This window comes from bacterium SCSIO 12696 (assembly GCA_024397955.1).
Lineage (GTDB): Bacteria > Pseudomonadota > Gammaproteobacteria > Pseudomonadales > Porticoccaceae > SCSIO-12696.
On record CP073744.1, the window covers coordinates 716206 to 741626 of the forward strand.

Consider the following 25421-nt stretch of genomic DNA (forward strand, 5'->3'; position numbering starts at 1 on the left):
ATTTTCTATTCGTGTCCCTTATTGCTCTAATTGTCTCAACCAATTACCATTTTTATACTTGTAGACAGACTCAAGTGAAGTATGCTGCTCCCCACTAATATTACTGCTTTCCAACAGCTGCTTTCTTTGTCTCTGTTCTTCACCGCTAAACTGTACATAATGAACAGATTCGATACTATCTAGATCTTTAGGAGCAGAAAGGCTTTTAACAGCCATATGTTCATCGACCCAACATATGATAGCAGGTCTATCGAAAATTATTTTTGGATCGATTTTTTTTTCAGCAGACCCAAAACTTACATACACATAATTTGAAAATGAATCACGAACTATCCGAACCCGGTGAAAATCTTTATGGATCTGATTCATAGATACATCCCATACACTAGCACGTTCAAATTCTAAGCGCTTAGTGCAAATGTTAATGATTTTTAAGTCACCTTTTTCAAAGGAGTCAAGCCCCTTATAACTACAACCATTCATAGAAAAAACAAACACTAACATTGTTATAAAGTATCTCATCATTTCACCAATTTTCCGCTCACTCCAAAATGGGACATTCTTCTGTGAGGATCAAAGTCTTGGTGACAATTATTATAGCCACCTTTACAAACTCTTATCTCAGTTAAAGATCTATGACTATGTGACATATATAAAGGTATTCCATTCCTCGTCGACCATTCAATATCAGCCGACTGCCCTACAGTATGTTTATTAGAAAAAAACTGACTGTTAAAACCACCGCCAGGGTGAGTATGATAGCCAGCAGCGATTCCCCTCGGATCAATAGAAGCACTCGTGCCATTGATACCCACTTCTGGTCTGTTATATGAATAACCGTCACCGTTTTCTCTAATCCCTCCGGCTATCTCAATATCATATTTATCGGATATAGGTTGTATCTCTGTTAATACTTCCTTTGCAGCATCATCCATAGCAGTCTTTCCGGTAAATACTTTATCTTTATCTAAAGTTCCATTCGTGAGTAGAGCATCAACTTCTTTCTGTGCTTTTTCTCTTCTTTGTTTTAGAGTTAGTTTCGAATTTGTTGGTGCCGGCCCAGATTGTTTTAATCGCTTGTTTATAGAGTCTGATAACTCGGCTACAATTGCCGCAAATGCTCCACTAACAGCACCATTACTAAACTTACCTCCTGTTAACCTTGATATTGTTCCGCCAATCACAGATTTAGTTATTATTCGCCCCAAGCCTGTGGACACAGCCTTAGTTCCTTTAAGCAAAGTGCCTGCTATAGCTCCAACACCAGCCGAGATAAACCCATGGCCAAACTTACCGCCTTGAAGCACATTGGCAATACCACCTATCGCACCGTAGGTTAGCACCCCGGTCACCGATATCGGATCTATCCCTAAATTTGCCGGTATTAAGGCTCCCGTTATAGCCCCCGTGAGCGCGCCTTTAAGGATATTTCCTCCGTTAACAGCAGCACTAATTGCACCTGTTATAGCACCTAACCCAACAGCACCCCAGCCTGCTAATAGCGCACTTGCCGCTCCTCCGGTCGCGATAACCAGTATGGCACCAACAATCAGCCCGGCAAATTTCTTGAAGAAGTAACCCGACGGATCAGTAGCATTCAGTGGGTTGTTAATGACATACGCATACCGGTTAAGACTTTGCGTCATCAGCGGATCTTGTATAAACGGATCGGCCTGAAGGAACCTGGCAATCTTCGGATCGTAAATCCGCCCATTCATATGGATCACACCCACCTCATCCAGCATCTCATGGCCCGTAAAGCCTCTGGTGGTGATGCTGCTGTCAAAGGTGGTCAATGCCCCATTGGCCAACGCCGTCCAATCTGTAGCGCCCCTTCTCTCGCCCCAGGCGTCAAAGCTCATTTCCTGCACAATCGCACCGGTTTCGTCGGTGATGACGTCCAGGCTGCCCAGATGATCATGGTACTGGTAGTGGGTGTCCACGCTTTGCAGTTGATCCGCACTGTTGAGCTTCAGGGTAATCAAAGCCCCCCCAGATGGCGTTTGATTTCTTTATCGCCATTGACCTGGGTAATCCACTCGGTGTTGCCCACGTACAGGGTGGTTTTGGTGCCACTACTGTTGGTGTCGGTGCGTTTGTAGCGGGCTCTGTCCGGCCCATACTGGAACCCGGTGGTGTGACCGCCTTTGCTGATGGTTAAGGGCTTGTCAAAGGTGCTGTAGGTGATGTTGCGGCCATCCCCACTGGTATTGTTGCCGTTGTCGTCGTAGCTGTAGGTGGCCGCTTCCGCTCCCGTAATTTGGGTCACCGCGTGTACGCCCGCGTCCCCGGCTCCGCTATTATTGCCCGTACCGTAGCTGTAGGTACCCACATCACTCTTGTAGAGGATGTTGCCCAGGGCGTCGTATTGCACGGTTTTGGCCGCTTGGCCTACCACCTGGTAGCTGGTCAGGCGGTTGAGGTCGTCGTAGCCAAAGTTTTCTCGCAGGTTTTTGTTACCGGATTTTTCTTCTCGCCATTCCAGGTTACCAATGGTGTCCCACTCGTACTCAAGGTCCTGGACTTCGGCCCCCAAGGCGTGAGTGGCATCAATGGTTTCGATGCGCCCGGTTTGTGGGTCGTACACCCGAGCGATACTGACGTTGTCGCCCCGGGTTTCACCCGTCACGTTACCCCGTGCGTCCATGCTGGTGATGGTGCGGTAGATACTCCGCGGTTGACCATTGCTGCCCAGCACTGCATCGCCCACCCAGTCCATGTAGCCGTAGGCGTTGTAATGGCTTTGAGTGCCCTGGTAACCGGTAGCCCCAGTGGGGTCGGTAGACGCATCGAAGGTTTGGTAAGTACGGCCGTATTGGTCGTAGGTCACTTGTTCGATGTAGCTGCCGTCGCTGCCGCCAGCCCCCAGTGCCGTGGCGGTGTGGGTCACCCGCCCGTAGGTGTCGTAGGTAACGGTTTTGACGTAGTCGTTAGTGCCGTCATCGCCGTTGTCTTGTTGAACGTTGTTCAGCAAGCCAAGGCCCAGCCCACTGGTGCCGTTGTTGTAGTGCCACTGGGTGTCGCTTTCCACACTGTTGTTGGTGCGGCGATCAATCCGATGGATCAGTCGGCCCAACACGTCGTAGCTCAGTGTGCTGGTCTGACCGTTGGCATCGGTTTGTGATTCCAGTTCGCCGTACACGTTGTAGCTGTAGGTCCAGTAGCCCTTGTCCGGATCATCCATCCAGTCTTTGCGGCCCAACAGGTCGTAGTGAATGGTGCTCACGTTGCCCGCCGAGTCGGTCATGGTGGTCATGTTGCCCTGGGCGTCGTAGGCGTAGCTGACCGAGGAGGTTTCATGACCACTGCCCCTTCGTTGTCGGTCACACCCACCACTTCGCCCAACGCGTTTTTGGTTTCCACCTTGCGGTGGCCTTTGTCGTTGATGGTGACGGTGCTGTAGCCGTTGTATTGCACGCTACCGGTGCTGTTGTCCGGCAGTGTGGTGGTGGTCGGACGGCCCAGGATGTCGTAGTCGATGGTGGTCCAGTAGATGGGAGAACCACTGTCCAGGTAGTAGGGTTCGCTCTGGCGTTTGGTGCGACCCAGGGTGTCGAACTCCACGTCGCTGGCAATCCAGTTGCCACTAAAACCCACGCTCAGGCTACGAATCGCACGACCCAGTTTGTCAAAGCATTGCTGGCTCTGCCCACCCCCGGCGCTGTGGCTGATGGCTTTGTAGACCGTGCCTGTCGGACAGTGGCTGGTGTCCGCGTCCGTCAGGTAGGTTTTACTAAAGCCACCGGTCTCGCCGCGTTCAAAGTATTTGCGGCCCAACGGGCTGTAAGCGCTGACCACGTCCAGACCATTGAGGTCTCTGGCCTGGGTAACTTGACCGTAGCCGTTGCGGGTAACCACTTCGCTGGTTTTTTGTTCCAGGCTGTTGAAGCTGCGCTCGACATAGCGGCCCAAGGCGTCGTATTCGCTGCGGCTGTAGCGAGAGGTAACCCCTGCCCCACTGGTGGTAGCACGCAGTTTGTTGCCAAAGTTGTCGTACTGGTACGTTGTGGTCAACCGGTAGGCAACATTGTCTGGCTCAATAACTTCCGTGGCCAGCAGGCCGCGTTTGTCACCGCTGGTGATGTAGGTAAAGGCACTGGTGCGGGTCTCGGTGTCGGCGACACTGCCGCTGCGGGTGCTCACCACCTGGGTGCGACTAAGGCGACCCATCTCCCGCTCCCAAGTACTGGTGCCGTAGGTGTTGGTGGTGGTTTTGACAAACTGGTCGCTGCCGGTTTCATCGTCGGTGGTGACGGTAATGGTCAGCGGGTTGCCGTAACTGTCATAGAGGTTGTCGGTGGTCACCGTTTGCAGATGAGCGCCTTGGGCACTGCCATTACTCGCCAGGTCGTAGGTTTTTTCGATGCTGCGGGCCAGGTACGGCGCGTAGAGTTTGGTGTCCGGCATACTGGTGCCGTTCCAGTCCACATGCCTGGGGTCGCTGAGGTTTTCATCCCAGTGTTTGAGCTTCCAGATGTTCTCGGACATGCTCAGTACATGACCATCATCGGTGGTGACGATGGTTTGCAGCGGCGAACCAATAAACGGGAAGTCTTGCCGGTAGGTGGTGGTGGTCATCACCCCGGTTTGGTTGTCCACGGTTCTCAGGCGCTGGAAGCCCAAAAAGCCTCGACCCATGGCCTGTACTTTGGCTTCGCCGTAGTAGTAGCTGATGGAGCTGGTGGCGTTGTTGTCCACAGTACCAGGGTTGGCATCATCGGCCGCCGGTGCGGAGCTAGCGACATCGGTCACTATGTACATGGGGCCGTTTAGCTCCAGTACCGGATCTCGCTGCCCGTCGTCGTTAACGTCTTTGCCCAGAGTGTGGGCACTGGATTGCACGTCCCAACCGCCGTTGAGCATGCTGTAAAAGTCGCCCACATTGGCAGTGCTGTAGGTGTAGTGGCACTCGTCCGGATCAAACTCTTCCTCGTCTTCGTCGTAGGGGTTGTCTGGGAAGCACGGACCGTCGTAGGTGTGGACGGTGCTACCAACGTTAACACGCTGATAGTGGCCGCTGGTGGCCAGGGTGCCGTAAGTGATATTAGTTTCCGCACCCAAACCATTGGTCACACCGGTGATGCGGTTGGTGGGCACGTTTTGTTGCGTGGAGAGATAAACTTTTGAGGTATTAGCGCCACCGTACTCCGTATCGAACTGCACCACATCCGGAATGCCATCAGCATTGACGTCCATAAATTGGAAACGGTGTTTTTTCTGGTCCTCGTCGCTGCCACTGATGTATTTGATATTAGCCGCAGGATCAAAACCATCACCGTTCCAATAACGAACTTTCAGGTAGTTCGCTTCGTAGTCAAACCAAACGATGTCTTGGTAACCATCGCGGTTGTAGTCCACCACCTGGATTTGCTGAGCGTTATTGTTGTTGAGACTTTCCTGATAACTGGTTTCCGTATCATTTTCTGCAGGGTACGGAACCACGACCTCGACACTCATGAACTCAGAGCCATTGCCTTTGCTCAACCTCACCAGTCGACTGCCAGTTAAAATATCAGCAGCACCATCCCCGTTAAAATCGTAGTAATCTCTTGAGTTTGGCGAGGATACCGTGGTCGTGGCTAGTGCTTCAGTTTTTATGGTGTTGGTGCTGCTGTCATAACCCCGATTCAGCCATACATGTCTGTAGCTGATTTCGTTACATTCAACCTCAACCTCTTCATCGTTAATGTCAGTTTCGGTGCACCAATTGTGTCCATAAACCCTGCCGATAAAGTCGACTCGACCATCACCGTCAAAATCACTCGGCGAACCTAAAATCTCGTGTGGATCCCAGTGATCTCGCGGCGCATACCAGTACGCCTGACCGGAGGCATTCCGCGGGTAATCAATCGTAATCGCCGCCCCAAAACGGTAAAAGCGGTTGGAGGTCACAGGCTCGCTGGGGTCAGGCTCCATCAAATACACCTGGTCACCCTGAACAATATCCACCAAACCATCGCTATTAACATCCAAGAGCGTCAGGTCTTTTTCCGCTGGAATACCCGTACCACTGGTAAAACCTGTAGTGGACAACAGCCAGCCGCCATTGCCCTGCGGGGTAGATAGGTGAACACGCCACACGTCCGCTTTGCCCGGCTGGTGATAATTGTTGTCCCACAGCAACACGTCCATGCGGCCATCGGCGTTGTAGTCGATTACTTCGATCTTGTACGCTTCATTAACCCCACCACCAAATTCAAAATCTTCGTAGGCCTTGATCCGTGAACCCAGCCCACCGGTGTTATTGGCCAACGCGTAATACAGCGCATGACGGTCAATATTGCCGTGGTTGTTGGTGCTCGCCTCCAGCCACACCAGGTCCATGCGGCCATCACCGTTAATGTCCGCCGGGCGGTAGTCCAAAATAAAGTCATCACCACTTTGCGTAGGACTGATGTTGGTAGTGCTGGTGGGATTTGCCGCTATCCCCACACTGGGCAGTGCCCAGTCAAAGGTAGTGGCCGGCAAACAACGACTGTCCACACACTCTTCAATGCTGGTGAGACGGCTGAGATCATCCGTAGCCGGCTGACTTTGACTGGTGCCGTTGTTGCTCTGATCCAGATACTTCAGGTGGTAGGTGCGCAGCGCCGTTTCACCACTGCCACCGGTGTTGTAACTGGTCACACTGGTCAGTCGCTGGCCGGTACTAAATTCGTACCCCGCCACATAGCCACGGGTCACATCGTTTCGGGAACCGTAGGTAAAACGAACCCGCGCGTTAGACCCACTGGGGCCACCGGCACTGCCATAGGCGTACTTCACCTCCTCGATGCGATGACCATCGGCGTCGTTGTGGTAATCGAACCAGATAGGATTGCCCACACTGTCCTGGAACTTTTTCAGGGCCCAGGTCAGGGTTTGACCCGCTGTGTTGTTTTGCTTGGCATCGGTAAAGTTGCCCGTCGGCACGTCTCCATAGAACGAGGTAGAGCCGTCCTTACGATGCACTTCCCAGTAATCCGGGTGACCGGTGCTACCGCCACGCGCGTAGATCTGGGCAAAGCTGTCGATCTCCGTGCGGTATTCGGAGTCCGGCGCTCCATAGGTACCCGACACCAAAATCAGGCGCTGGCCATCCAACGCAAAGCGGTCCTCCGGCCCCCAGGTGATGGGCATGGGGTCGCCATCCTGTTGGAGAGTTTGGCGCGAACGACTGATGCCACTCAAACCGCCAATGTTCCAGCCCAGACCCGCCAGGCCATTGCCGCCCTGGCTGGAATAGTTAAGGGACAGCTGAGGGGCCACACCCGCGGTACCCGCCGCCGTGGCAATGGGAATGCTGTAGGTGGCACTGCCGGATTCGTCCACCCGGAAGCTGCCCGCAATCGTGCCCACACTGTCGGTTTCGATCACTTCGCCTGCATTCACACTGGGTGCGGGTTCTACATGAGCGGTTGGCGCCGCTGGCGGTGGTGTGTGAGGTGCCACAGCAACACTGTGCACCGCGGTGTAACCGCCGCCACCAGAGCTGTTGAACGCCCTGACTCGATAGTCGTAAGTGCCTTCAGTGAGTGTGCCGGCCGTATACGTACGATCTGAACCGGAGTCAACCACACCCCAGCTGCCACCGTCCTTGCGCTGTTCCAGGCTGTAATAACCCACACTGCCCGCAGCACTGCCCCAGGTCAAGGTAATGCCCGAACCATAGCTTTGAGCTGGGCCACTGATGGCACCCGGAGTGCCCGGAACATGGATAACCGCCACCGTATCCGTGGCACTCCAGCCACTGCTGCCACTGCCGTTATTGGCGCGAACCCGATAGCTGTAGTTGCCATCCCCTTTGCCGGTGACGGCGTAACTGGTGCTGGCAGTGGTGGTGACGTCGGCCCAACTGCCACCATTGATTTGTTCTTGCAGCAAGTAGTCTACGGTGGTGCCGTTGCCCGCCGTCCAGGTTACCGTGTAACTGCCGGTACCATTGGTGGTCGGCACACTGGTGCTACCAGGGGTTCCCGGTGGCAACAGAACGGTCACCGCCGCTGCGGTACGCCACCCGGAACACTGGGTATTGCTGCCAACGGTGTGACACGCCCTGACCCGGTATTCATAAGTGCCGTCGCTTTGACCACTGTACGCTTTACTGCGGGCACTGGTGTCTTGCTCATTGGTCCAGCTACCACCGTTAACACGACGATCCATATCGTATGTGGTCAGTGTGCCGCTGGCCGTTCCCCAGTTCACCGTATGGTTGCCATCAGGACTGGTGGAAGGGCTGGCACTGATGCTGGAAGGCACACCCGGTGCAATGGCCACATGGGTGGTCACCGCACTGCTGTACACACTACAACCACTGACGTTACAAGCCTGTACCCGGAACTGGTAACTGCCGTTGCCCAAACCCGATACCGCTTTGCTGGTGGCGCCGCTTGTATGGATGTTGCTCCAGGCGCCACTGCCCAAACGTTGTTGCAAGGTATAGCTGTTGGCGCCGCCGGAGGCGTTCCAGTTCACCGTAAAGCTGCCATCGTTATCCGTCGCCGGCGCACTCAGACCTGAGGGCGTGCCTGGAGTCGCCACAGAACCGGCATTAGTGGTAGTGCGGTAACCGGAACACCCCTGATAACTACCCTGAGTGTTACAGGCCCTGACACGATAGTGGTAACTGCCGGTCATTAAGTTGTTGATCGCCCGACTGGTGGCACCGCCGGAGTACACTTCCAACCACCCACCACCGTCTTTTTGCTGTTCCAGGCGATACATGGCAACGGTACCCGTTGATGCACCCCAACTAACGGTGTGAGTACTGTTGGTCGTGTGTTGTGGCGAGATACTGATCGAAGGTGAAACACTCGGCGCAATGGCCACATCGGTACTGTCTACACCACTGTATCCCGAACAGCCCACCGCACTACAGGCTCGTACCCGATAACCGTACGTGGCCGTACCCAGACCAGATTCGGATCTGCTGGTGCCGCTGGCATTGTGGATGGTACTCCAGCTGCCACCGTTGGTTTGCCGTTGCAATTCGTAGCTGGTAGCACCGGTGGTGGTGCTCCAACTCACGCTGTAGGCGCCATCCGGATCACCGGAAGGCGCATTGGGAGTTCCCGGTGTCGCTGGGGTGGTGACGGCAAAAGTATTGCCATAGCGCCAACCCGAACAGCTGGTATAGCTGCCAGTGGTACGGCAGGCTCTGACTGCGTAACGGTAGTTACCTACTACCAACCCCGTATCTGTGCGACTAAGAGCAGAACCATCGTACTCTCCTACCCAACTACCACTATTAAATTGCTTGTTCAGATCGTAGTAGCTCACAGAGCCACTGGCCGCGCCCCAGCTGAGGGACACGGTACCACTGTAATTGGTGCCCGGTGTGGTAATGGAGCTGGGTACTCCAGGGGTGATCGCCACCTGGGTGGTGTCCACCGGGCTGTAAGCGGAACAACCCACGGCGCTACAAGCGCGCACCCGATAGCCGTATACCGCATTGCCCAAACCGGATTCGGAACGACTGGTAGCACTGCTGGTTTGGATGGTGCTCCAGCTGCCGCCATTGGCTTGCCGCTGCAGCTGATAGGAGGTAGCGCCGGTCGAACCAGACCAACTGACGGAGTATGCGCCGTTGTTGTCGTTGGTGGGCGCGTTGGGTTGACTCACCGCAGACGGAACCGTCACCGTGGCGTTGGACGAGTAACGCCAAGCTGAGCAATTGGTGTAACTGCCGGTGGTGCGGCAAGCGCGAATGGCGTATTGGTGGGTACCGGTGCTCAACCCGCTAAACGTGCGATTGCGAGAAGTGCCGTCGTAAGCGTTGCTCCAACTGCCACCATTAAAACGTTTGTCCACGTCGTACTTGGTGACAGAACCTGACGCCGCCCCCCAAGTCAACGAGTGACTGCCGGTGTAGCTGGTACTGGGGCTGATGCTGGCGGTGCCCGGTACCCCGGGGGCGATGGCCACCTGGGTGCTGTCCACACCGCTGTAACCGGAACAACTGCCAGCACTGTTACAGGCACGAACGCGGTATTCCCACACACCATTGCCCAGACCAGACTCGGAACGACTGGTGGTACTGCTATTGTGGATGGTGCTCCAGCTGCCACCAGACAGGCGGCGTTGCAGTTGATAGGTGGATGCGTGGGCAGTCGAGGACCAGCTGACCGTGTAGGCACCATTGCCATCACTGGTGGGCGCGTTTAAACCGGCAGGTGTTGCAGGTGTAGGATTGTGTACAGTGACGGTAATTGAGCCAACTGTATACGTATAATCAATCTCTTCCTCGTATTCGTCACCAGTGTTCTCATCTTCGTATGTCTCAATCTGAGTAACTGTGACTTTCACCAAGTAGGTGTAGGTGCCAACTGGCTTGTTGGAAAAACTTTTGCTGCGACTGGTCGCATGGCCTGCGATGTAATCAATGGATGTGCCGTTTTCGTACACGCGGTAACCAACAATGGTGTCCGCACCGTACGTCCAGTTGAGTGTAAACGACCCTGTACTGGGATTTGGCGTGGCACTGATGCCCGCAAACACTTGAGCACCAAACACGGACAGGCTCAACAGCAACAACGCCTTCGCTGCAACACCCGTAAACAGAGAAACCACCCTACCCAAAGTACCCATAACAACCTTCCCCATGGTCATTAAAACGACACGCGCACGAAACCAGCCGTGCGCATCGACGCAACAGAATCAGTGACAAAAAAAGACAGTGCGAGAAACCGCAAAAGACCCTGCACCCTGACAAGATGCAAAGCCTTCAAACCCCTTGAAACGCAACGGCCATCCATGACTGTGACCGACGCTTAACGGATTAAAAAATCAGAATATGTGTAAATAAACCCAGGGTTAGAACAACCCCCAATAACCGACAAAGACTGCCCAGAACAGACCAACATCCTTACAACCCCCCAATCCGAAACCTTTTCGTAAACGCAGCAATGCGCCGTCTCCCTACGCCTCAACATTCCTGTGATCCGTGAGACGAATACTTAAATGTATAGACTTGGGTTTTGGGTGTGTCAAACCATGGCAGGCAACTTTTTAGCAAGCTGAGCATCTTATTTTTTGTGTTCAAACAAACTGATGCACCACTGAAGTGCAAGAATAAGAATTTTTGATACTACCGTATCAAAAAAGATAATAAAAAAGCCTCCATTTGATACCACAATGTCAATTTTGACCGTTCACGAAAATCTTGAGTTTTTAGCGAAAATAGTTCGTCAACGACGGGAACTTTTTGGCCACAGCCGAAACACCGCCGCTACACTCACCGGTGTACCGGCAGCCACCATTCGGAAATTTGAAAGCTCTGGCAGAATTGCACTGCACCAGTTTTTGATGCTGTGTGAGGTTTATGGAGACCTCAACAAACTCAGCTTCTTGTTCCCAACACCCATCAACGGGTACCAACAAACAACGACTGTAAGTTCTGATGAACCAAAAGAAAACAGACCAAAGGATTAAGGCTGAGAGAAAAAGAGTCAGGACAAGGCCGTCAAACTAATTGTGCCGAGTTCAAGCGCTCAATCTTACGAAACGTAATATTAATCCGCGCCTTTTCTACACCACTTTCCTTAGGCACCTGATGCTGCCAAAACCGCTGTGTAGCCCCCGTCATTACCAATAAGGCACCAGACTCAAGAGTTAGCTCGTAACGCTGCCCACCGCTTTTGCGGCGCATCTGAAAACGTCTTTTTGCTCCCAAGCTTAATGAGGCAATTACCGGGTCATCACCCAGCTCCGCTTCGTCATCGCTGTGCCAGGCGACACTGTCGCTGCCGTTGCGATACAGGTTTATCAGCGCGCTGTTAAAACGTTTGTTTAACTCCCCTTCCACTCGTTGACGCAATTGCATCAGCTCTACTGACCAGTCGTTTAAAGGCAGTCGTGTACCGGAGTAACCGTAATGAGCGCCCTTATCGCCGTACCAGGCATTAAGGCGGGGAATCGGCACAGTGCGCCCGGCAATACGGATGCTGCTTTGCTGCCAGGGTGTGGATTTATGCAATTGAGTAAAGAGTTGATCCGCTTCAGCAGCAGTTAAAAAATCCGGCTGGTAATACAGTTCACAGCGCTCACCCTTGCCAGGGAGGAGGATATGCTGGGGATTGTTATCACCCACCCCGGAAAAAAGATCAGACACCGGGCAGTACTCGGGGCTCCATTTCCAGGGTTACGCCAAACATTTCCTGCACCGAAGCCACCACTTGTTGGGCCACTGCCAGCAACTCTGCACCGGTGGCTTCACCGCAATTGACCATGACCAGAGCCTGGCGATGATGCACGGTGATGTCACCAAGGCGGTGCCCTTTCCAACCGGCTTTTTCAATAAGCCAGCCCGCAGCCAGTTTGCTGTTACCGCCCGGTTGCGGATAAGCCACCAAATCCGCAAAACGCTGGCGCAGCGTCTGAGTTTGTTCGGCACTCACCACCGGGTTTTTAAAAAAGCTGCCCGCATTGGGTTCTGTTGCCGGGTCGGGCAACTTGCTGCGGCGGATATCGCACACTTGCTCGCTGACCACTAACGGAGTCACTTGCTCAGGTTTCAAGTCATTCAAGGCTTGCTGTAACGCGGGGTAATCGAGCACCAATTGTGGCTGTTTCGACAGTTCAAGGGTGACTGCGGTAATCACCACTTTGTCTTTCAGGCTGTGCTTGAACACACTGTCGCGATAACCAAACTGGCATTGATCTCGAGTTAACGTCTGCTGCTTGCCAGAATCCAGATACACCACATCCACCGACAGCAAGCGATCCGCCAGCTCCACGCCATAGGCACCAATATTTTGTACCGGTGCAGCACCCAGTGTTCCCGGGATCAGCGACAGGTTTTCCAACCCATACCAACCCTGCCCCAGGCTATGCAGAACAAAGTTGTGCCAGTCTTCACCGGCAGCCACGGTTACCTGAACGCTATCGGTGGTTTCCGCGATAACCTCAATACCTGGTAAGGCAACCTTTATCACCAGGCCCGGAATATCCGCGGCCAACACCACATTACTGCCGCCGCCCAACAAAGTAATCGGCCACCCCTGTTGCCGGGCTTGCGCCAATACCTGCTGCAATTGGGGTAACGATTCAACCACCACAAAACGCTCTGCCACGGCAGGCAGGGCCAGGGTATTATGAGGTTTCAGAGAGGCCTGATCGCGAATGGTCATCGCCGGGCCAATTGATGATGCTGGCAAATATGATCCAGCAAACCTTGGGAAGCCTGTTCCACCAAATCCAACACCAGCTCGAAGCCGTCTTCACCGCTGTAGTACGGGTCAGGCACTTCGCGATAGTCACTGCGCTCGCCGTAGCTGAGAAACAGCTGAAATTCGCCGCTGTAGTCGGCGGGCTTAAACGGCTCCATATTGGCCATATTGCTGTCATCCATGCCGAGGATGTAGTCAAAACGGCGAAAGTCGTCGCCGGTAACCAGACGGGCGCGCAAATCACTCAGGTCGTACCCCCGGTTCAGGGCTTTGCGTTGAGCTCGCGCATCTGGCGGATGGCCGATATGCCAATCACCGGTACCAGCGGAGTCCACCAGAATTTGCTCAGTCAAACCGGCCTCATCCACCAGATTCTGGAAGATGCCATGGGCGGTCGGCGAACGACAGATATTGCCAAGGCAGACAAATAAAACGCTGACAGCGGGTGCAGCGGTCATGACTTGCTTTCCAAGTGTTCAATAACCCGCTGCAAGTCTTCCGGAGTATCCACTCCGCCCGGTACATCAGCCGCAGCCTCCTGCACATGAATACCCACGCCTTGCCACATAAAACGCAGCTGCTCCAGGCATTCAATGGTTTCCAATGGCGCTGGAGCCCAGCGGATAAACCCATTCAACTGCGCCACCCGGTAGCCATAGATGCCGATATGGCGCATAGGCACCAGGCCTTCGGGCAGTGAATTGGAGGCACCCTGTTGCGCCATATGGTCCCGCGGCCAGGGAATCGGGGCACGGCTGAAGTACAGCGCCATGCCGTTAGCGGCGGTGACGACTTTGACGATATTGGGGTTGGCAAAATCATCGGCGCTGGCAATGGGTTCACACAGCGTAGAAACTCCTGCCGTAGGGTTAGCCGCCAGATTAGCCGCCACCTGATTGATAACCTGGGGAGGAATCAAAGGCTCGTCCCCCTGCACATTGACCACAATTTGCTCTGGCGCCAATTGCAGTTGCGCCGCCACTTCCTGCAAGCGGTCAGTACCGGAGGGATGGTCGGGGCTGGTCATGCACAGCTCGCCGCCAAAATCGCTGACCACGTCGGCAATGCGCTGATCGTCAGTTGCCACAATAACCCGTTCCGCATCACTGGCTTGAGCCTGGCGATAGACCCGCTCGATCATGGTTTGCCCGGCAATATCACGGAGCGGTTTACCCGGTAGCCGGGTCGATGCGTAACGAGCTGGAATAACCACTAAAAAACTCATATTTCAATCACTTATTTGATTTTTAGAGATTCTACTTTAATTTACTTTTTACCTTAACTTATTAAGCAAACCATCAAACCACTCTGAAGGCAGTTTTGCCGCCACATCCAGCACCCAGCAATCTGCATCACTGGAAGCAAAAGAGCGGCATTTCACCGCGTCCTTGGCAGTCAGGATAATGGGCCTACCGGGCGTCAGCTCCAGGTCCTCCGGGCAATATTTATGGTGATCCGGGTACGCTGTCAGCGTCGGCACAAAGCCCAGTTTGGTCAAAGTATCCACAAAGCGTTGGGGGTTGCCAATACCCGCTACCGCATGAACCTCGCGGCGGGTAAACGGCCAATCTCGAGCGCGAACCGGCTGGCGCTTTGGCCCCGGCAGCAAGGGGCGCAATTCGCCGACGGGCTCCACAGACATTACCGTTGGCACAACGCCAATTTGCTCGGCAATTTGTGGCGCCAGTTGACCGTTACTGATAACAAAATCCACCTCGGACAATCGGCTCAGAGGCTCACGCAGAGGCCCCGCAGGGAACAGCTTGCCATTGCCAAACCCCCTGTTGCCATCGATAACCGCAATCTCCAGCTGCCGCGGCAGGCGATAGTGCTGCAAGCCGTCGTCACTGAGTATGATATTGCAGTCACTGTGGGTAATCAGGTACTCAGCTCCTTGACGGCGGTTGGGGTCCACCACAACCGGGCACTGGCATTGGCTGGCAATCAACACCGGCTCATCGCCGCCCTCTTGCGGAGGCGTATCTGCGCTGACCATCAATGGATACGTCGGTGCCTTGCCGCCATAGCCACGGCTGATAACACCGGGGCGATAGCCTGCGGCCTGCAAAGCCTGAACAAGAAAAATCAGTAACGGGGTTTTGCCGGTACCACCGACGCTGATGTTGCCGACAACAATCACCGGTATCGATAATGGGTTATCCGTTGCCTGGCGTTGCTGCGCGAAACGACGGCGCTTGCTGACCACCGCGAACAGTTTTGACACCGGCCGCAGCAAGCGGGTCAACCAATTGTCCTGGTACCAGCCCTGCTCCAGCAGTGAGGGGCCTTTAGCCGCCATTGCTGCTCTCGTCAAAGCCCCGGCGGTGCAGTTGCGCGTAGCGCCCTTCCGCAGCCAACAAATCGCTGTGGGTGCCCTGCTCCACAATGCGGCCGGCCTCCATCACCAGAATGCGGTCGGCACTTTCGATGGTGGTGAGGCGGTGAGCGATGACAAAAGTGGTGCGGTCCTGCATCAACTCTTCCAGGGCCATCTGAATACGGCGTTCGGACTGGGTATCCAGTGCCGACGTGGCTTCGTCGAGGATCAGGATGGGAGAATCCTTGAGCAGTGCCCGGGCAATCACCAGACGTTGCCGTTGACCACCGGACAACAGTCCACCCCCATCGCCCACTACGGTATCCCAGCCATTGGGCAGCCTTTCGATAAATTCCAGAGCATTAGCGGCACGAGCCGCTTCAATAACTTTTTCTCTGGGTAGTGCAGCCAGCTCGCCATAGGCAATATTGTTGTACACCGTGTCGTTAAACAGGGTGACTTGCTGATTCACAAAGGCAATGTGGCTGCGCAGGTGGGTCAAACAAATGTCGTTGACATCAATACCATCCAGGGACAAGCAGCCACCGTTGTAACAGTAAAAGCGCGGAATCAGGTTGACCAGTGTGCTCTTGCCGCTGCCGGAGCTGCCCACCAGAGCAATGGTCTCTCCGGCGCTGACCTTAAAACTGATGTCTTGCAGCACCGGGCCATCTTGATCGTTGTAGGCGAAGCTGACCTTATCGAAGCAAAACTCCCCTTTCACCTTGTCCAGGGTTCGGCTGCCGCTGTCTTTTTCTTCCTCGGCGTCAATGGTTTCAAAAATCGACTGCCCCGCAGCCAGGCCACGCTGCACCGGTTCCATAATGCTGGTGAGCTTGCGCACCGGGCGGGTCATGGAGCCCGCTGCGATCAGGAAGATAACCAGGGTATTGGCTTTGATATCGGCAATAAAGCCCGGGTCCAGTGCCCAGAAAATCAGCAGGCCCATGGCGGCACTGATAATCAGCTGAATCACCGGTGAACTGAGGCCCTGCACCAGGCCCATTTTGACCACCTGGCGGCGGTTCACTTGGCTGGCATCGTCCATGCGGCCACGTTCGTAGCGTTCACCGCCAAACAGGCGCATCACCCGGTAGCTGTTGACCAGCTCCTGGGATACCTGGGTAACGTCTCCCATAGCCCCCTGAATGCGGTGACTGATGCGACGAAAGCTTTTACTCACCACCGACACCACCAGGGCAATAATCGGTACCACCGCCAGGAACACCAAGGTGAGTTGCCAGCTGTAACTGAGCATCAGCAACAGGTAAAACAGCACCATGGAGCTTTCGGTGACCACGGTTTTGGTGGCATTGGTAAGGGAATCGCTAACCTGGGTGACCTGATAGGTCAGCTTGGTAATCATATGCCCGGACATATTGGCGTCGAAGTAGGACGCTGGCAGTCGAGTCATTTTGTTAAACAATTCGGTGCGCAGGTTATGCACCAGCATGGAAGACACAAACGCCATACCGTAGGTGCCTGCCAGAAACCCAAGCCCCCTGACCAGCGCCACCGCCACAAACAGCGCGGGGATCGCCAGGCGGGCATCGGCCATCATGGTCTGGTAGGCGTCGCTACCCCACAGGTAAATAACCAACTCTTCGATCACACTGGGCTTGTCATTGGCATTTGCCAGGGCAGCTGTCTGGCCGTCCAGATCTACTTCAATGCCCAGCTGGGTCAGGTAATCCAACAGGATTTTGAGCAAATCCAGAAAAGCGGCGTTCATTGCCGAGAACAACATCAACGCCAGGCTGCTGAGCAAAAAGATCAACCAATAGGGTTTTACATAACCGAGCAGACGAAAACAAAGCTCACGGTCGGAGCGCTGCTGGCTGGTGCTTTCCGTATCGGGTGTGGACATCAATATCTCTTGCATCGACTACTTCGAATCGCCGCCTTCCGGACGGCGAGTGGTAATACTTAAATTGGCAAAACCCGCCTGACCCGCCGCATCCATAGCGGTAATTCCGGCCTGGAAACTGGCGTTGGCGTCGCAGGTCACCACCAGTGGAATACTGGTGTCACCACCGGACACGTCTTCCAGTGCCGCTATAATGGTGGTGCTCTGGCGATTTACCAGTGATTTGCCATTAACGCTGTAATTGCCTTCGCTGTCCACCAATATTTCGATCAATTTTGGCGGCTCTGAGCTGGCCACGCCCTGGGCTTCTGGCAGTTCTACGGTTAAACGGGTTTCCTTGGTAAAGGTGGTTGAGACCATAAAAAAAATCAGCAGCAAAAACACCACATCAATCAGCGGTGTCAGATTAACGCCCTGTTCGCGGCTGCGTTGACGCTTAAACTTCACGCTTTTTTGCCGCCGGATTGTTTGCGGGACGAGCCCGGTTGGGCCGCTGAGGTGCCGATGTTTGAGGTCTTTCCCGCTGCGGGTTTTGCGGCCTCTTTGGTGGCTCTTTACTCTGCTGCCCAGAGCGAGAGTTTTGTTCAGACCGAGAGCCTTGTTCAGGGCCAGGTTTTTGTCGCGGCGTCGGGTTTACTTTTTGAACCTGGGACTGATCCGCTGCGGATTGATCCGGGGTAAACAGACGGTCGCCGTGAAGGGCGCCCACTAATTTGATGGCCTGATCTTCCATATCCACCACCAAACCATCCAGTTGACGCTCAAAATAGCGGTGCAGCATCAGCGCCGGAATCGCCACCGCCAAACCCGCTGCGGTGGTGATCAAGGCTTCGGAAATACCACCGGCGAGCACTGCCGCATTGCCGGTGCCTTCCAGCATAATGGCGGTAAATACCTTGATCATGCCGATCACGGTGCCCAGCAGTCCCAGCAGCGGAGCCACCGCCGCGATGGTCCCCAAAGGGGCCAGAAAACGTTCGAGATCGTGAATCACTTGGTTGGCGGCTTCTTCAATGCAATCTTTCATCACATCGCGGCCGTGCTCGGAATTGCTTAGGCCCGCCGCCAAAATTTTGCCCAGTGGTGACGAATCTCTAAGTTCTTCCAGCTTCTGACGGGTAATTTCATGGTGGCGCAACCAGTGCCACACTTCTGCCAACAGATTACTGGGTACAACCCGCTCCCTGCGCAAGTTCCAGTAGCGCTCTACCGCAATGGTCACCACAGCGACCGAACACAGCAGGATCGGCACCATCAGCCAGCCACCGGCAACGATTAATTCGTACACTGATTCCCCCAACAAGACCTATTATTTTAAAGGCGACACTTTACCACAGCCCCTGCCCTTTTCATCCAACCCATTCACCATTCACGTACTCACCTTTCACTGCCAAAAATAACGATAACCCTGGCGCTCACCAACCAGCATCCACTTGCCCTGTTGCAGGGTGGCACTCACTGCTCCAGATTCAGCAGTTGACCACTGTTGGGAGCCCACTCGCTGATAGTTCATCACCACGTTTGGATGAGGGTGGCCAAAGTGATGCCGATAACCCGCCGAATAAATAACATGCTCGGGTTTAAGGGCATTGACGAATGGATAACTGGACGAAGTGGCGCTGCCGTGATGAGGTGCCACCACAAGATCCACAGGCCCAAGGCGCGAGTGTATTTTGGCCTCCTGGGTTGACTCTATATCGCCGGGCAGCAGCAAGCGGTTAGTTCCGTGGGTGATCAACAGAACACAGGATGCGTTATTGCCACTGCCATCAAAAGCTAACGGGCTTAACACCTGAAACTGTACATTATCCCACTGCCAGGATTGCCCCCCGCGACACGGGGTGACATCAACAGAGGTGCCCAGTAGCTCCCCTGAGTAAATATCCCCAACCGGTATGGACGCGAGCAAGCCGCTAACGCCACCGGCATGGTCATTATCCCCATGGCTAACCATAAGTCTGTCGACACGGCGAATGCCCCGACTGCGCAGAAAAGGTGCCACTACTGCGCTGCCAGCATCAAAACGTTCACTAAACGCGGCTCCGACGTCATAAACCAGGGTGTGGTTTTTGGTCGTTACCACCACTGCCAGCCCCTGCCCTACGTCTAAAACCGTTGCACTTAGCGTTGGGCGCTGAGGGGTGGCGATAAACACGACAATAAAGGGCAGCAAGCCTAACCAGCGACCGGACACACCTCGCGGTAACAACATCAGCAACCCGGAAGCCAGCAGCAGGATTACCATTGCCGGGGATAACGCCATCGCCGGAATAGCGACAACTGAGCCGCCATCCGCCCACTGCAAACCCTGATAAAACCACTGCAATTGCCAACCCGCCAGTTGCCAACACCAACTGCTCAACTCCGGTATCGCCGAGCTGGCGATCACCCCGAACAAACACAGCGGCACTATCAATAGGCTGAGCCAGGGAATGGCAAGGCAATTAATCACTATTGATGTCACCGAAAGCTGGCCAAACAAAGGCAGCAACAACCCGGCCAGCACTACAAACACCGTCCACTGGGGGCGACCAAACTTTTGCCAGTGGCCCTGCCAACCTCTGACCTTTCCTCGCAGCGGCGCAAACACCCAGAGCAAGCCAAACACTGCGCCAAAAGACAGCCAAAAACCCGAACTGTGAATCGCCAACGGATCTATAATGGCAACCGCCGCCAAAGCGGCTGCCAGATAGCCGAAAGAGGATTGATAACTGCGCAGTAGCCGTACCACAGCAACAGTAGCCACCATTGCCAATGCGCGGGTAGCTGGCAGCCCAAACCCGGATAGCGCCGCATAGAACCCAGCTCCAACCAAAGACGCCAGTGTCGCCCACAGCTGCACAGGGAAAGCAGGCCACAACAGCGTCAACGGTCGGCACAACAGATTAACCAAGCCATAGCACAACAGGGCGAAAAGCCCCACATGCAAACCGGAGATCACCAGCAAATGGGTGGTGCCGGTGCGCTGAAACAATTGCCAGTCCACTTTGCCGAGGCCACTGCTGTCACCAATCACCAAGGCGCGCAACAGTCCTTTCTGGCGCTCATTCAACGGCTGCTGCTCAATGCCCTGTCTCAAGACATGACGAGTGTGGCTAAGCCATTGTGCATTTGTCCCCAGCAATTGGTTTTCAGCGGATTGGCGAACATAACCTGTGGCGGAAAACCCCTGTTGCAACAACCAGTGACGGTAATTAAACCCTCCTGGGTTGCTGAAGCCTCTGGGGCACCTCAACTTCACAGTGAGTCGCCATCGCTGCCCTGGCTCTATCTGTTGCTCAGTGCCGTACCAACTCAACAGCAATTTATCCAATGAGGGTTGCCAGTCATTATGGCCGTACAACAAACGGCTGTTATCAAGCTTCAACTGAAAGCGGGTTCGCCTGTGGTTGGTTTGCGGTAAACCGACAATGACGCCTTCCACCAAAAAAGTTTCAGTATCCAGAGATAATGGCAATTGGTGGCGCATCAACTGATGGCCACTGACCGTGCCCCAGAAAATGCCAGCGACCAAAAACAGAAAGGAAAAAGACCGTTTGTAAGCGGCGAAGACAGCGATAATTGACGCTGTAGCCAACAGCCAGTTGGGTGGCAGTACACTCAGCAAACTGACCGCAAATACACCGACAGCAAACAACAGTAATGGTTGAATCACAAAAACGTCCTTGTTTTGAGTAACCCGGCAATAATAAAACTCCGGTTTATAAGCGACACATGGATGTGTCACCGCTGGCGATCATTAAATCGATCAGGATCGATCGATTTAATTATTCGTTAATAGCGGCACTTACAGAGCCAAACAGAGTCACAAAAAGACAGACAGCCCTCAATGCTCCGTCAGAGGGTTTTACCTTACTGCCATTGTGAATCACAATAGAGCTTGATCACAATAACAACAACCGGGAAGCCAGCGCTTATGTCAACAGCTTTGATTCTCTCTGGAGGAGGTGCCCGCGGCGCCTACCAAGTGGGCGTACTCAAAGCGTTGTCGGATATCTTGCCTCGGGATACCTATAACCCGTTTCCCATTATTTCTGGAACCTCCACTGGTGGTATTAATGCGTTGGCCCTTGCCGGTCGCCCGGGCCACTTCCGCTTGCGGATGCGCAAACTGGAGTATATCTGGCGCAGCATTTCACCAGACAAGGTGTACCGCTCAGACGCCATCGGCGTACTCAAAAATACCATTAAGGTGATGGTGTCGTTTTTCCACAGCGGTTACCCGTTTGGCTGCCCGGTGGCGCTGTTTGACAACTCCCCACTCAAAGAACTGCTGCAGCAAACCGTTCGCTTTCGCCATATCGATGAAGCCATTGCCAGTGGCGAGCTGCAAGCGCTTTGCATTACCTGTATGAGCTACACCACTGGCCAATCGGTCGCTTTTTTTCAGGGCTCCAGCCACCACGAACCCTGGGAGCGCTCCAGACGCGTCGGTGTAAGAACCGGTTTGACCGTGGATCACCTAATGGCATCTGCCGCCATTCCCGCGCTGTTCCCTGCCAAGCAAATCGGCGATCACTATTACGGGGATGGCGCCATTCGCCAATTAAAACCATTGAGCTCGGCACTGCAGCTGGGAGCAAGAAAACTGTTTGTGGTCGGCGTCAGTGACAACCCACGCCACAAGCCCGACATGACCAAACCGGACCACCCACCTTCCATAGCCCAGATTGTCAGCCATATGTTCAACAGTGCTTTCATCGATTCCATGGAAGCAGACCTGGAAACCCTGCACAGTATTAACCGTTTGGTGGAAGTGTTTGATAAAGAAGAGCGCAGCGATCTGGGCATTGATGACATGCGCCCCATTGATGCTCTGCTGGTCACTCCCTCTCAACCCATCGATGTTATCGCCACCGAGTATCTGAACAACCTGCCTACCAGCCTCAAACTTTTTATGCGCGCTATAGGTGCTACCGCCCAAGGCGGCGGTGCCAGTACTGCCAGTTTTCTGTTATTCGAAAAAGAGTTTTGCACTCGCTTGCTGAATATGGGCTATCGAGACGCCATGGAACAGGAAAAGGAAATTCGCGCGTTTTTTGAATGCTAAAAATTGGCTATTGCCTGATCACATACTTCACCAGATCAAACCCCTCGTAATCCATACGGCCGTCGTATTCCAGGCCGCTTTTTTCAAGCACGCGAATTGAGCCAATATTTTCTTCCAGGGCCAAACCAATGATGCATTCCAGACCCAAGCTGTTAAGCCCATACTGAACACAGGCCCGAGAGGCCTCGGTACCCAGGCCATTGCCCCAAAAGCGTTTAAAAAATCGGTAACCCACGTCCACTTGGTCAAGGTCATCGAGATATTTGAGCCCGCACCAACCAATCACTTTTTGGCTGTCTTTCAACACACAAGCCCAGCGACCATAACCGTATTGACGATAGTCACGCATAGGTCGTTCACGGAGAACTTGCAGCGCTTGCTCCGGTGTTTTGAAACAGTCTTCACCGGTGTATTTCATTACCTCAGGGTCGCTGTTGAGTTCAAAAAACCAACCCTGATCCTGCTCATCCATTTCACACAGCCACAGGCGTTCGGTCTCTATAACCGGTTTTTCGCAATTCATTGTTTCACCATCGGTTGTTGCACCAATACCCAGGGCTTCACCACACAACTCCACAGCAGAGCATCGCCATCAAACCATTGCTGAGCCTGAGCGTCACTGACCTGCCCCAACTGACCCGCATCCATCCACTGTTTGATCTGGGCACTGTTATCCTGAGAAATTTGCAACGCCACTTCCGTCAAATCCAACTCTGGCGCCGCCGCAATTACCGAGCCTGCAGCAAAAAACCGCTGTAACTCGTGCCAGCGAACCTGTGCAGTTTCCAGGTTAAGTTTGGCTTTGAGCACGTCTGGATCGCGCTCCGCCTGGATCATTTTTTGAACATCATCCATCGTCTTTTGTCTCCGACAATTCGCTGTCGATCACCAATTGTTCTTTTTTCGCTTTCGGCAACTTTTTGATGGCGGCTTCCAGGCGCAAGGCCTTGGATTGACTCTCTACCGACTGTTGATACACCAGCTGCAGCGGGCCTTTGCCCCGCAAGGCCCGAGCGCCCTTACCGCTGCGATGCTCGCTAAGGCGCCGCTGCACATCCGTACTGATGCCGGTGTACAAGGCTCCGGAGCCGGTGCGGATCATGTACACAAACCAGCTGGACACATCAGCACCCTCAATTACGCCAATTTCAACCTCGCCAAAAGGCGAATCATACCCCATTCCTGCCGTCACCAAACTGACATAAAACTGAGACAACCCTGTAATCACCAACCACTAACTTGGCGAAAACTCAGTAATAGGCTGACTTATGCTCGACGTGGACAACTTGGTACAGCAGCACTGCCCAAAGGCGGTTGAGGACAAGCCGTTGATTGCTCGTCCGCTGACAAAAGTGCTCCGCCTGCTGTTTCACGAAAAGGATTTTAAGCAATTTGAGCAGGATTATCCGCACCTGGAAGGCTTTGACTTTGTCGAGCAGTGCTTGGCGCACTTTGGCTTTAGCTATCGGGTAAGGGATAACGAACGGGAATCCATTCCCAACACTGGCCGCGCGGTGATTATTGCCAATCACCCCATCGGTTCGCTGGACGGATTGGCACTGCTAAAGATGGTGCGGGAAATACGCCCTGACGTAAAAGTAGTAGCCAATGAATTATTGGCCACCATTAAACCGCTTAAGTCCTTGTTGTTGGCCAATCCGTCAAATCGCACAGACTTGGCTGAAGTGCGCCAGCAACTGGAAGACGAAGGTGCCCTGATCGTCTTCCCCGCCAACGATGTGTCCCGCCCAAGCATCAAAGGTGTACGGGACAAAAAATGGGATTCTACGTTTTTGCGCCTGGCCAGCAGCACTAAATCACCGGTGTTGCCGGTGTTTGTCGACGGTAGAAACTCCGCGTTTTTCTACGCACTCAGCTTTATGGCTCGCCCGGTATCTACCCTGTGGCGGGTGCGGGAAATGTTTCGTCACGCCAGCAGTTGTATCGATATACGCATAGGCGCTCCGGTCAGCTACGACAGCTATCAGCAAGTAGCGGTACCCATTCGCGAAAAAGTACGCCTGTTCAAGCACCACCTTTACCGTATTGGTAAAGGCAAGCGAGGTTTCTTTAGTACCGAGGTGGCGATTTCTCACCCGGAAAATCGCGCATTGCTCAAAGAGGAAATTGAGCAGTGTAAGCGGCTGGGCGAAACCGCCGACGGCAAGCAAATTTACCTGTATTACTACAAACCCAATTCAAGCATCATGCGGGAAATCGGCCGCCTGCGAGAAATTGCATTTCGTGCGGTGGGTGAAGGTTCTGGAGGCCGCAGGGACAACGACTTATACGATCAGCATTACATGCACTTGCTGCTGTGGGATCCACTGGAGCTGGAAATCGCCGGAGCCTATCGCTTCTGCGATGCCTCGGAATCCATAGATACCATGGGCCAGGACAAGCTCTACTCCGCATCCTTGTTTAATTACAACAAAGCCATGAAGCCCTATTTCGAGCGAGGCCTGGAGCTGGGCCGCAGTTTTGTGCAACCCAAATACTGGGGTAAGCGTAGCCTGGAATACCTGTGGTATGGCATTGGCGCCTTTCTGCGTGAGAACCCCAACTATCGCTACCTGTTCGGCCCTGTAACACTGAGCGACACCTATTCCGAGCACGCCAAAGACATGATTGTGCACTTTTACAGCAAGCACTTTCCGGCGCTGCAACCACTGGCTGACTGCCAGATGCCCTACACCATTGCCAGCGACAAACAACAGCAATTGAATCAGCAATTCCCTGGCAAGGACTACCGAGAAGAGTTTGTTTCACTCAAGGGCCAGCTCAGTCATATGAACTGCAGCGTACCCACCCTGTACAAGCAATACACCGAGATTTGCGAGCCCAATGGCGTGCAATTCGCCGGTTTTAATATCGACCCGGATTTTAAAAATGCCATCGACGGCTTGATCGTGGTGGATTTGGCAAACCTGAAGCCCAACCGCCGGGAGCGCTACCTGGGTATTAAATAAAGCGCTTCGCTGGCCAGACCAACGAATTTACCCCCTCGCGACAGTGAGTTTGCCCTCTGGAAACAGAGGGTAT

18 protein-coding genes and 1 pseudogene are annotated in these 25421 nt (G+C 53.9%); 3 read left to right on the plus strand and 16 right to left on the minus strand.

Annotation, left to right across the window (positions count from 1 at the left end):
- Positions 1-18: 18 nt before the first annotated feature.
- Genes KFE80_03280 through KFE80_03295 form a run of 4 tightly spaced genes read right to left on the minus strand, consistent with a single transcriptional unit; the run spans position 19 to position 10566 of the window.
- Positions 19-525 (minus strand): hypothetical protein, encoded by a 507-nt coding sequence (locus KFE80_03280; GenBank protein ID UTW45940.1) that lies wholly within the window; start codon positions 523-525, stop codon positions 19-21.
- Positions 522-1985 (minus strand): hypothetical protein, encoded by a 1464-nt coding sequence (locus KFE80_03285; protein ID UTW45941.1) that lies wholly within the window; start codon positions 1983-1985, stop codon positions 522-524. The genes KFE80_03280 and KFE80_03285 overlap by 4 nt, the downstream gene beginning before the upstream one ends.
- Positions 1982-3256: an RHS repeat protein gene (locus KFE80_03290; protein ID UTW45942.1), complete on the minus strand. Its 1275-nt coding sequence runs from the start codon at positions 3254-3256 to the stop codon at positions 1982-1984. The genes KFE80_03285 and KFE80_03290 overlap by 4 nt, the downstream gene beginning before the upstream one ends.
- On the minus strand, positions 3253-10566 hold the full coding sequence (locus tag KFE80_03295) for a VCBS repeat-containing protein (protein ID UTW45943.1): 7314 nt from the start codon (positions 10564-10566) through the stop codon (positions 3253-3255). The genes KFE80_03290 and KFE80_03295 overlap by 4 nt, the downstream gene beginning before the upstream one ends.
- 546 nt (positions 10567-11112) lie before the next feature.
- Between KFE80_03295 and KFE80_03300 the strand changes: the two are divergent.
- Positions 11113-11328 (plus strand): annotated as a pseudogene (locus KFE80_03300) (helix-turn-helix domain-containing protein).
- 112 nt (positions 11329-11440) lie between these two features.
- Here the strand turns inward: KFE80_03300 and KFE80_03305 are convergent.
- The 9 genes from KFE80_03305 to KFE80_03345 all read right to left on the minus strand — a co-directional run bounded on the left by KFE80_03305 (position 11441) and on the right by KFE80_03345 (position 20984).
- The gene (locus tag KFE80_03305; protein ID UTW46609.1) at positions 11441-12043 is read right to left on the minus strand and encodes an alpha-ketoglutarate-dependent dioxygenase AlkB; all 603 of its coding nucleotides are present in this window, start codon (positions 12041-12043) and stop codon (positions 11441-11443) included.
- A 37-nt stretch (positions 12044-12080) separates the two neighbouring features.
- Positions 12081-13106: a UDP-N-acetylmuramate dehydrogenase gene (murB, locus tag KFE80_03310; GenBank protein ID UTW46610.1), complete on the minus strand. Its 1026-nt coding sequence runs from the start codon at positions 13104-13106 to the stop codon at positions 12081-12083.
- Positions 13103-13603: a low molecular weight phosphotyrosine protein phosphatase gene (locus KFE80_03315; protein ID UTW45944.1), complete on the minus strand. Its 501-nt coding sequence runs from the start codon at positions 13601-13603 to the stop codon at positions 13103-13105. The genes murB and KFE80_03315 overlap by 4 nt, the downstream gene beginning before the upstream one ends.
- A complete protein-coding gene (gene kdsB / locus KFE80_03320) occupies positions 13600-14370 on the minus strand; it encodes a 3-deoxy-manno-octulosonate cytidylyltransferase (GenBank protein ID UTW45945.1) in 771 nt (256 codons plus the stop codon). Before kdsB ends, KFE80_03315 begins: the two co-directional genes overlap by 4 nt.
- A gap of 48 nt (positions 14371-14418) precedes the next feature.
- A complete protein-coding gene (locus tag KFE80_03325) occupies positions 14419-15444 on the minus strand; it encodes a tetraacyldisaccharide 4'-kinase (protein UTW45946.1) in 1026 nt (341 codons plus the stop codon).
- Positions 15434-17329, minus strand: coding sequence for a lipid A export permease/ATP-binding protein MsbA (gene msbA, locus KFE80_03330; GenBank protein UTW45947.1), 1896 nt, complete (start codon positions 17327-17329; stop codon positions 15434-15436). Before msbA ends, KFE80_03325 begins: the two co-directional genes overlap by 11 nt.
- Before the next feature lie 18 nt (positions 17330-17347).
- A complete protein-coding gene (locus tag KFE80_03335) occupies positions 17348-17776 on the minus strand; it encodes a biopolymer transporter ExbD (protein ID UTW45948.1) in 429 nt (142 codons plus the stop codon).
- A complete protein-coding gene (locus tag KFE80_03340; GenBank protein UTW45949.1) occupies positions 17766-18617 on the minus strand; it encodes a MotA/TolQ/ExbB proton channel family protein in 852 nt (283 codons plus the stop codon). The genes KFE80_03335 and KFE80_03340 overlap by 11 nt, the downstream gene beginning before the upstream one ends.
- A gap of 96 nt (positions 18618-18713) precedes the next feature.
- Positions 18714-20984, minus strand: coding sequence for a DNA internalization-related competence protein ComEC/Rec2 (locus KFE80_03345; protein UTW45950.1), 2271 nt, complete (start codon positions 20982-20984; stop codon positions 18714-18716).
- Between the two features lie 261 nt (positions 20985-21245).
- On the opposite strand from KFE80_03345, the gene KFE80_03350 reads away from it, so the two are divergent.
- Complete coding sequence (locus KFE80_03350) at positions 21246-22379, plus strand: patatin-like phospholipase family protein (GenBank protein UTW45951.1); 1134 nt, start codon at positions 21246-21248, stop codon at positions 22377-22379.
- Between the two features lie 7 nt (positions 22380-22386).
- Here the strand turns inward: KFE80_03350 and KFE80_03355 are convergent, their stop codons facing one another.
- Genes KFE80_03355 through KFE80_03365 form a run of 3 tightly spaced genes read right to left on the minus strand, consistent with a single transcriptional unit; the run spans position 22387 to position 23502 of the window.
- Positions 22387-22902: a GNAT family N-acetyltransferase gene (locus KFE80_03355; GenBank protein ID UTW45952.1), complete on the minus strand. Its 516-nt coding sequence runs from the start codon at positions 22900-22902 to the stop codon at positions 22387-22389.
- A complete protein-coding gene (locus KFE80_03360; GenBank protein ID UTW46611.1) occupies positions 22899-23216 on the minus strand; it encodes a DUF2288 domain-containing protein in 318 nt (105 codons plus the stop codon). Before KFE80_03360 ends, KFE80_03355 begins: the two co-directional genes overlap by 4 nt.
- 10 nt (positions 23217-23226) lie before the next feature.
- Positions 23227-23502, minus strand: a complete 276-nt coding sequence (locus KFE80_03365; GenBank protein ID UTW46612.1) for a GIY-YIG nuclease family protein — start codon at positions 23500-23502, stop codon at positions 23227-23229.
- Positions 23503-23647: 145 nt separating this feature from the next.
- On the opposite strand from KFE80_03365, the gene KFE80_03370 reads away from it, so the two are divergent.
- Complete coding sequence (locus KFE80_03370; GenBank protein ID UTW45953.1) at positions 23648-25348, plus strand: lysophospholipid acyltransferase family protein; 1701 nt, start codon at positions 23648-23650, stop codon at positions 25346-25348.
- The last annotated feature ends 73 nt before the right edge of the window (positions 25349-25421 follow it).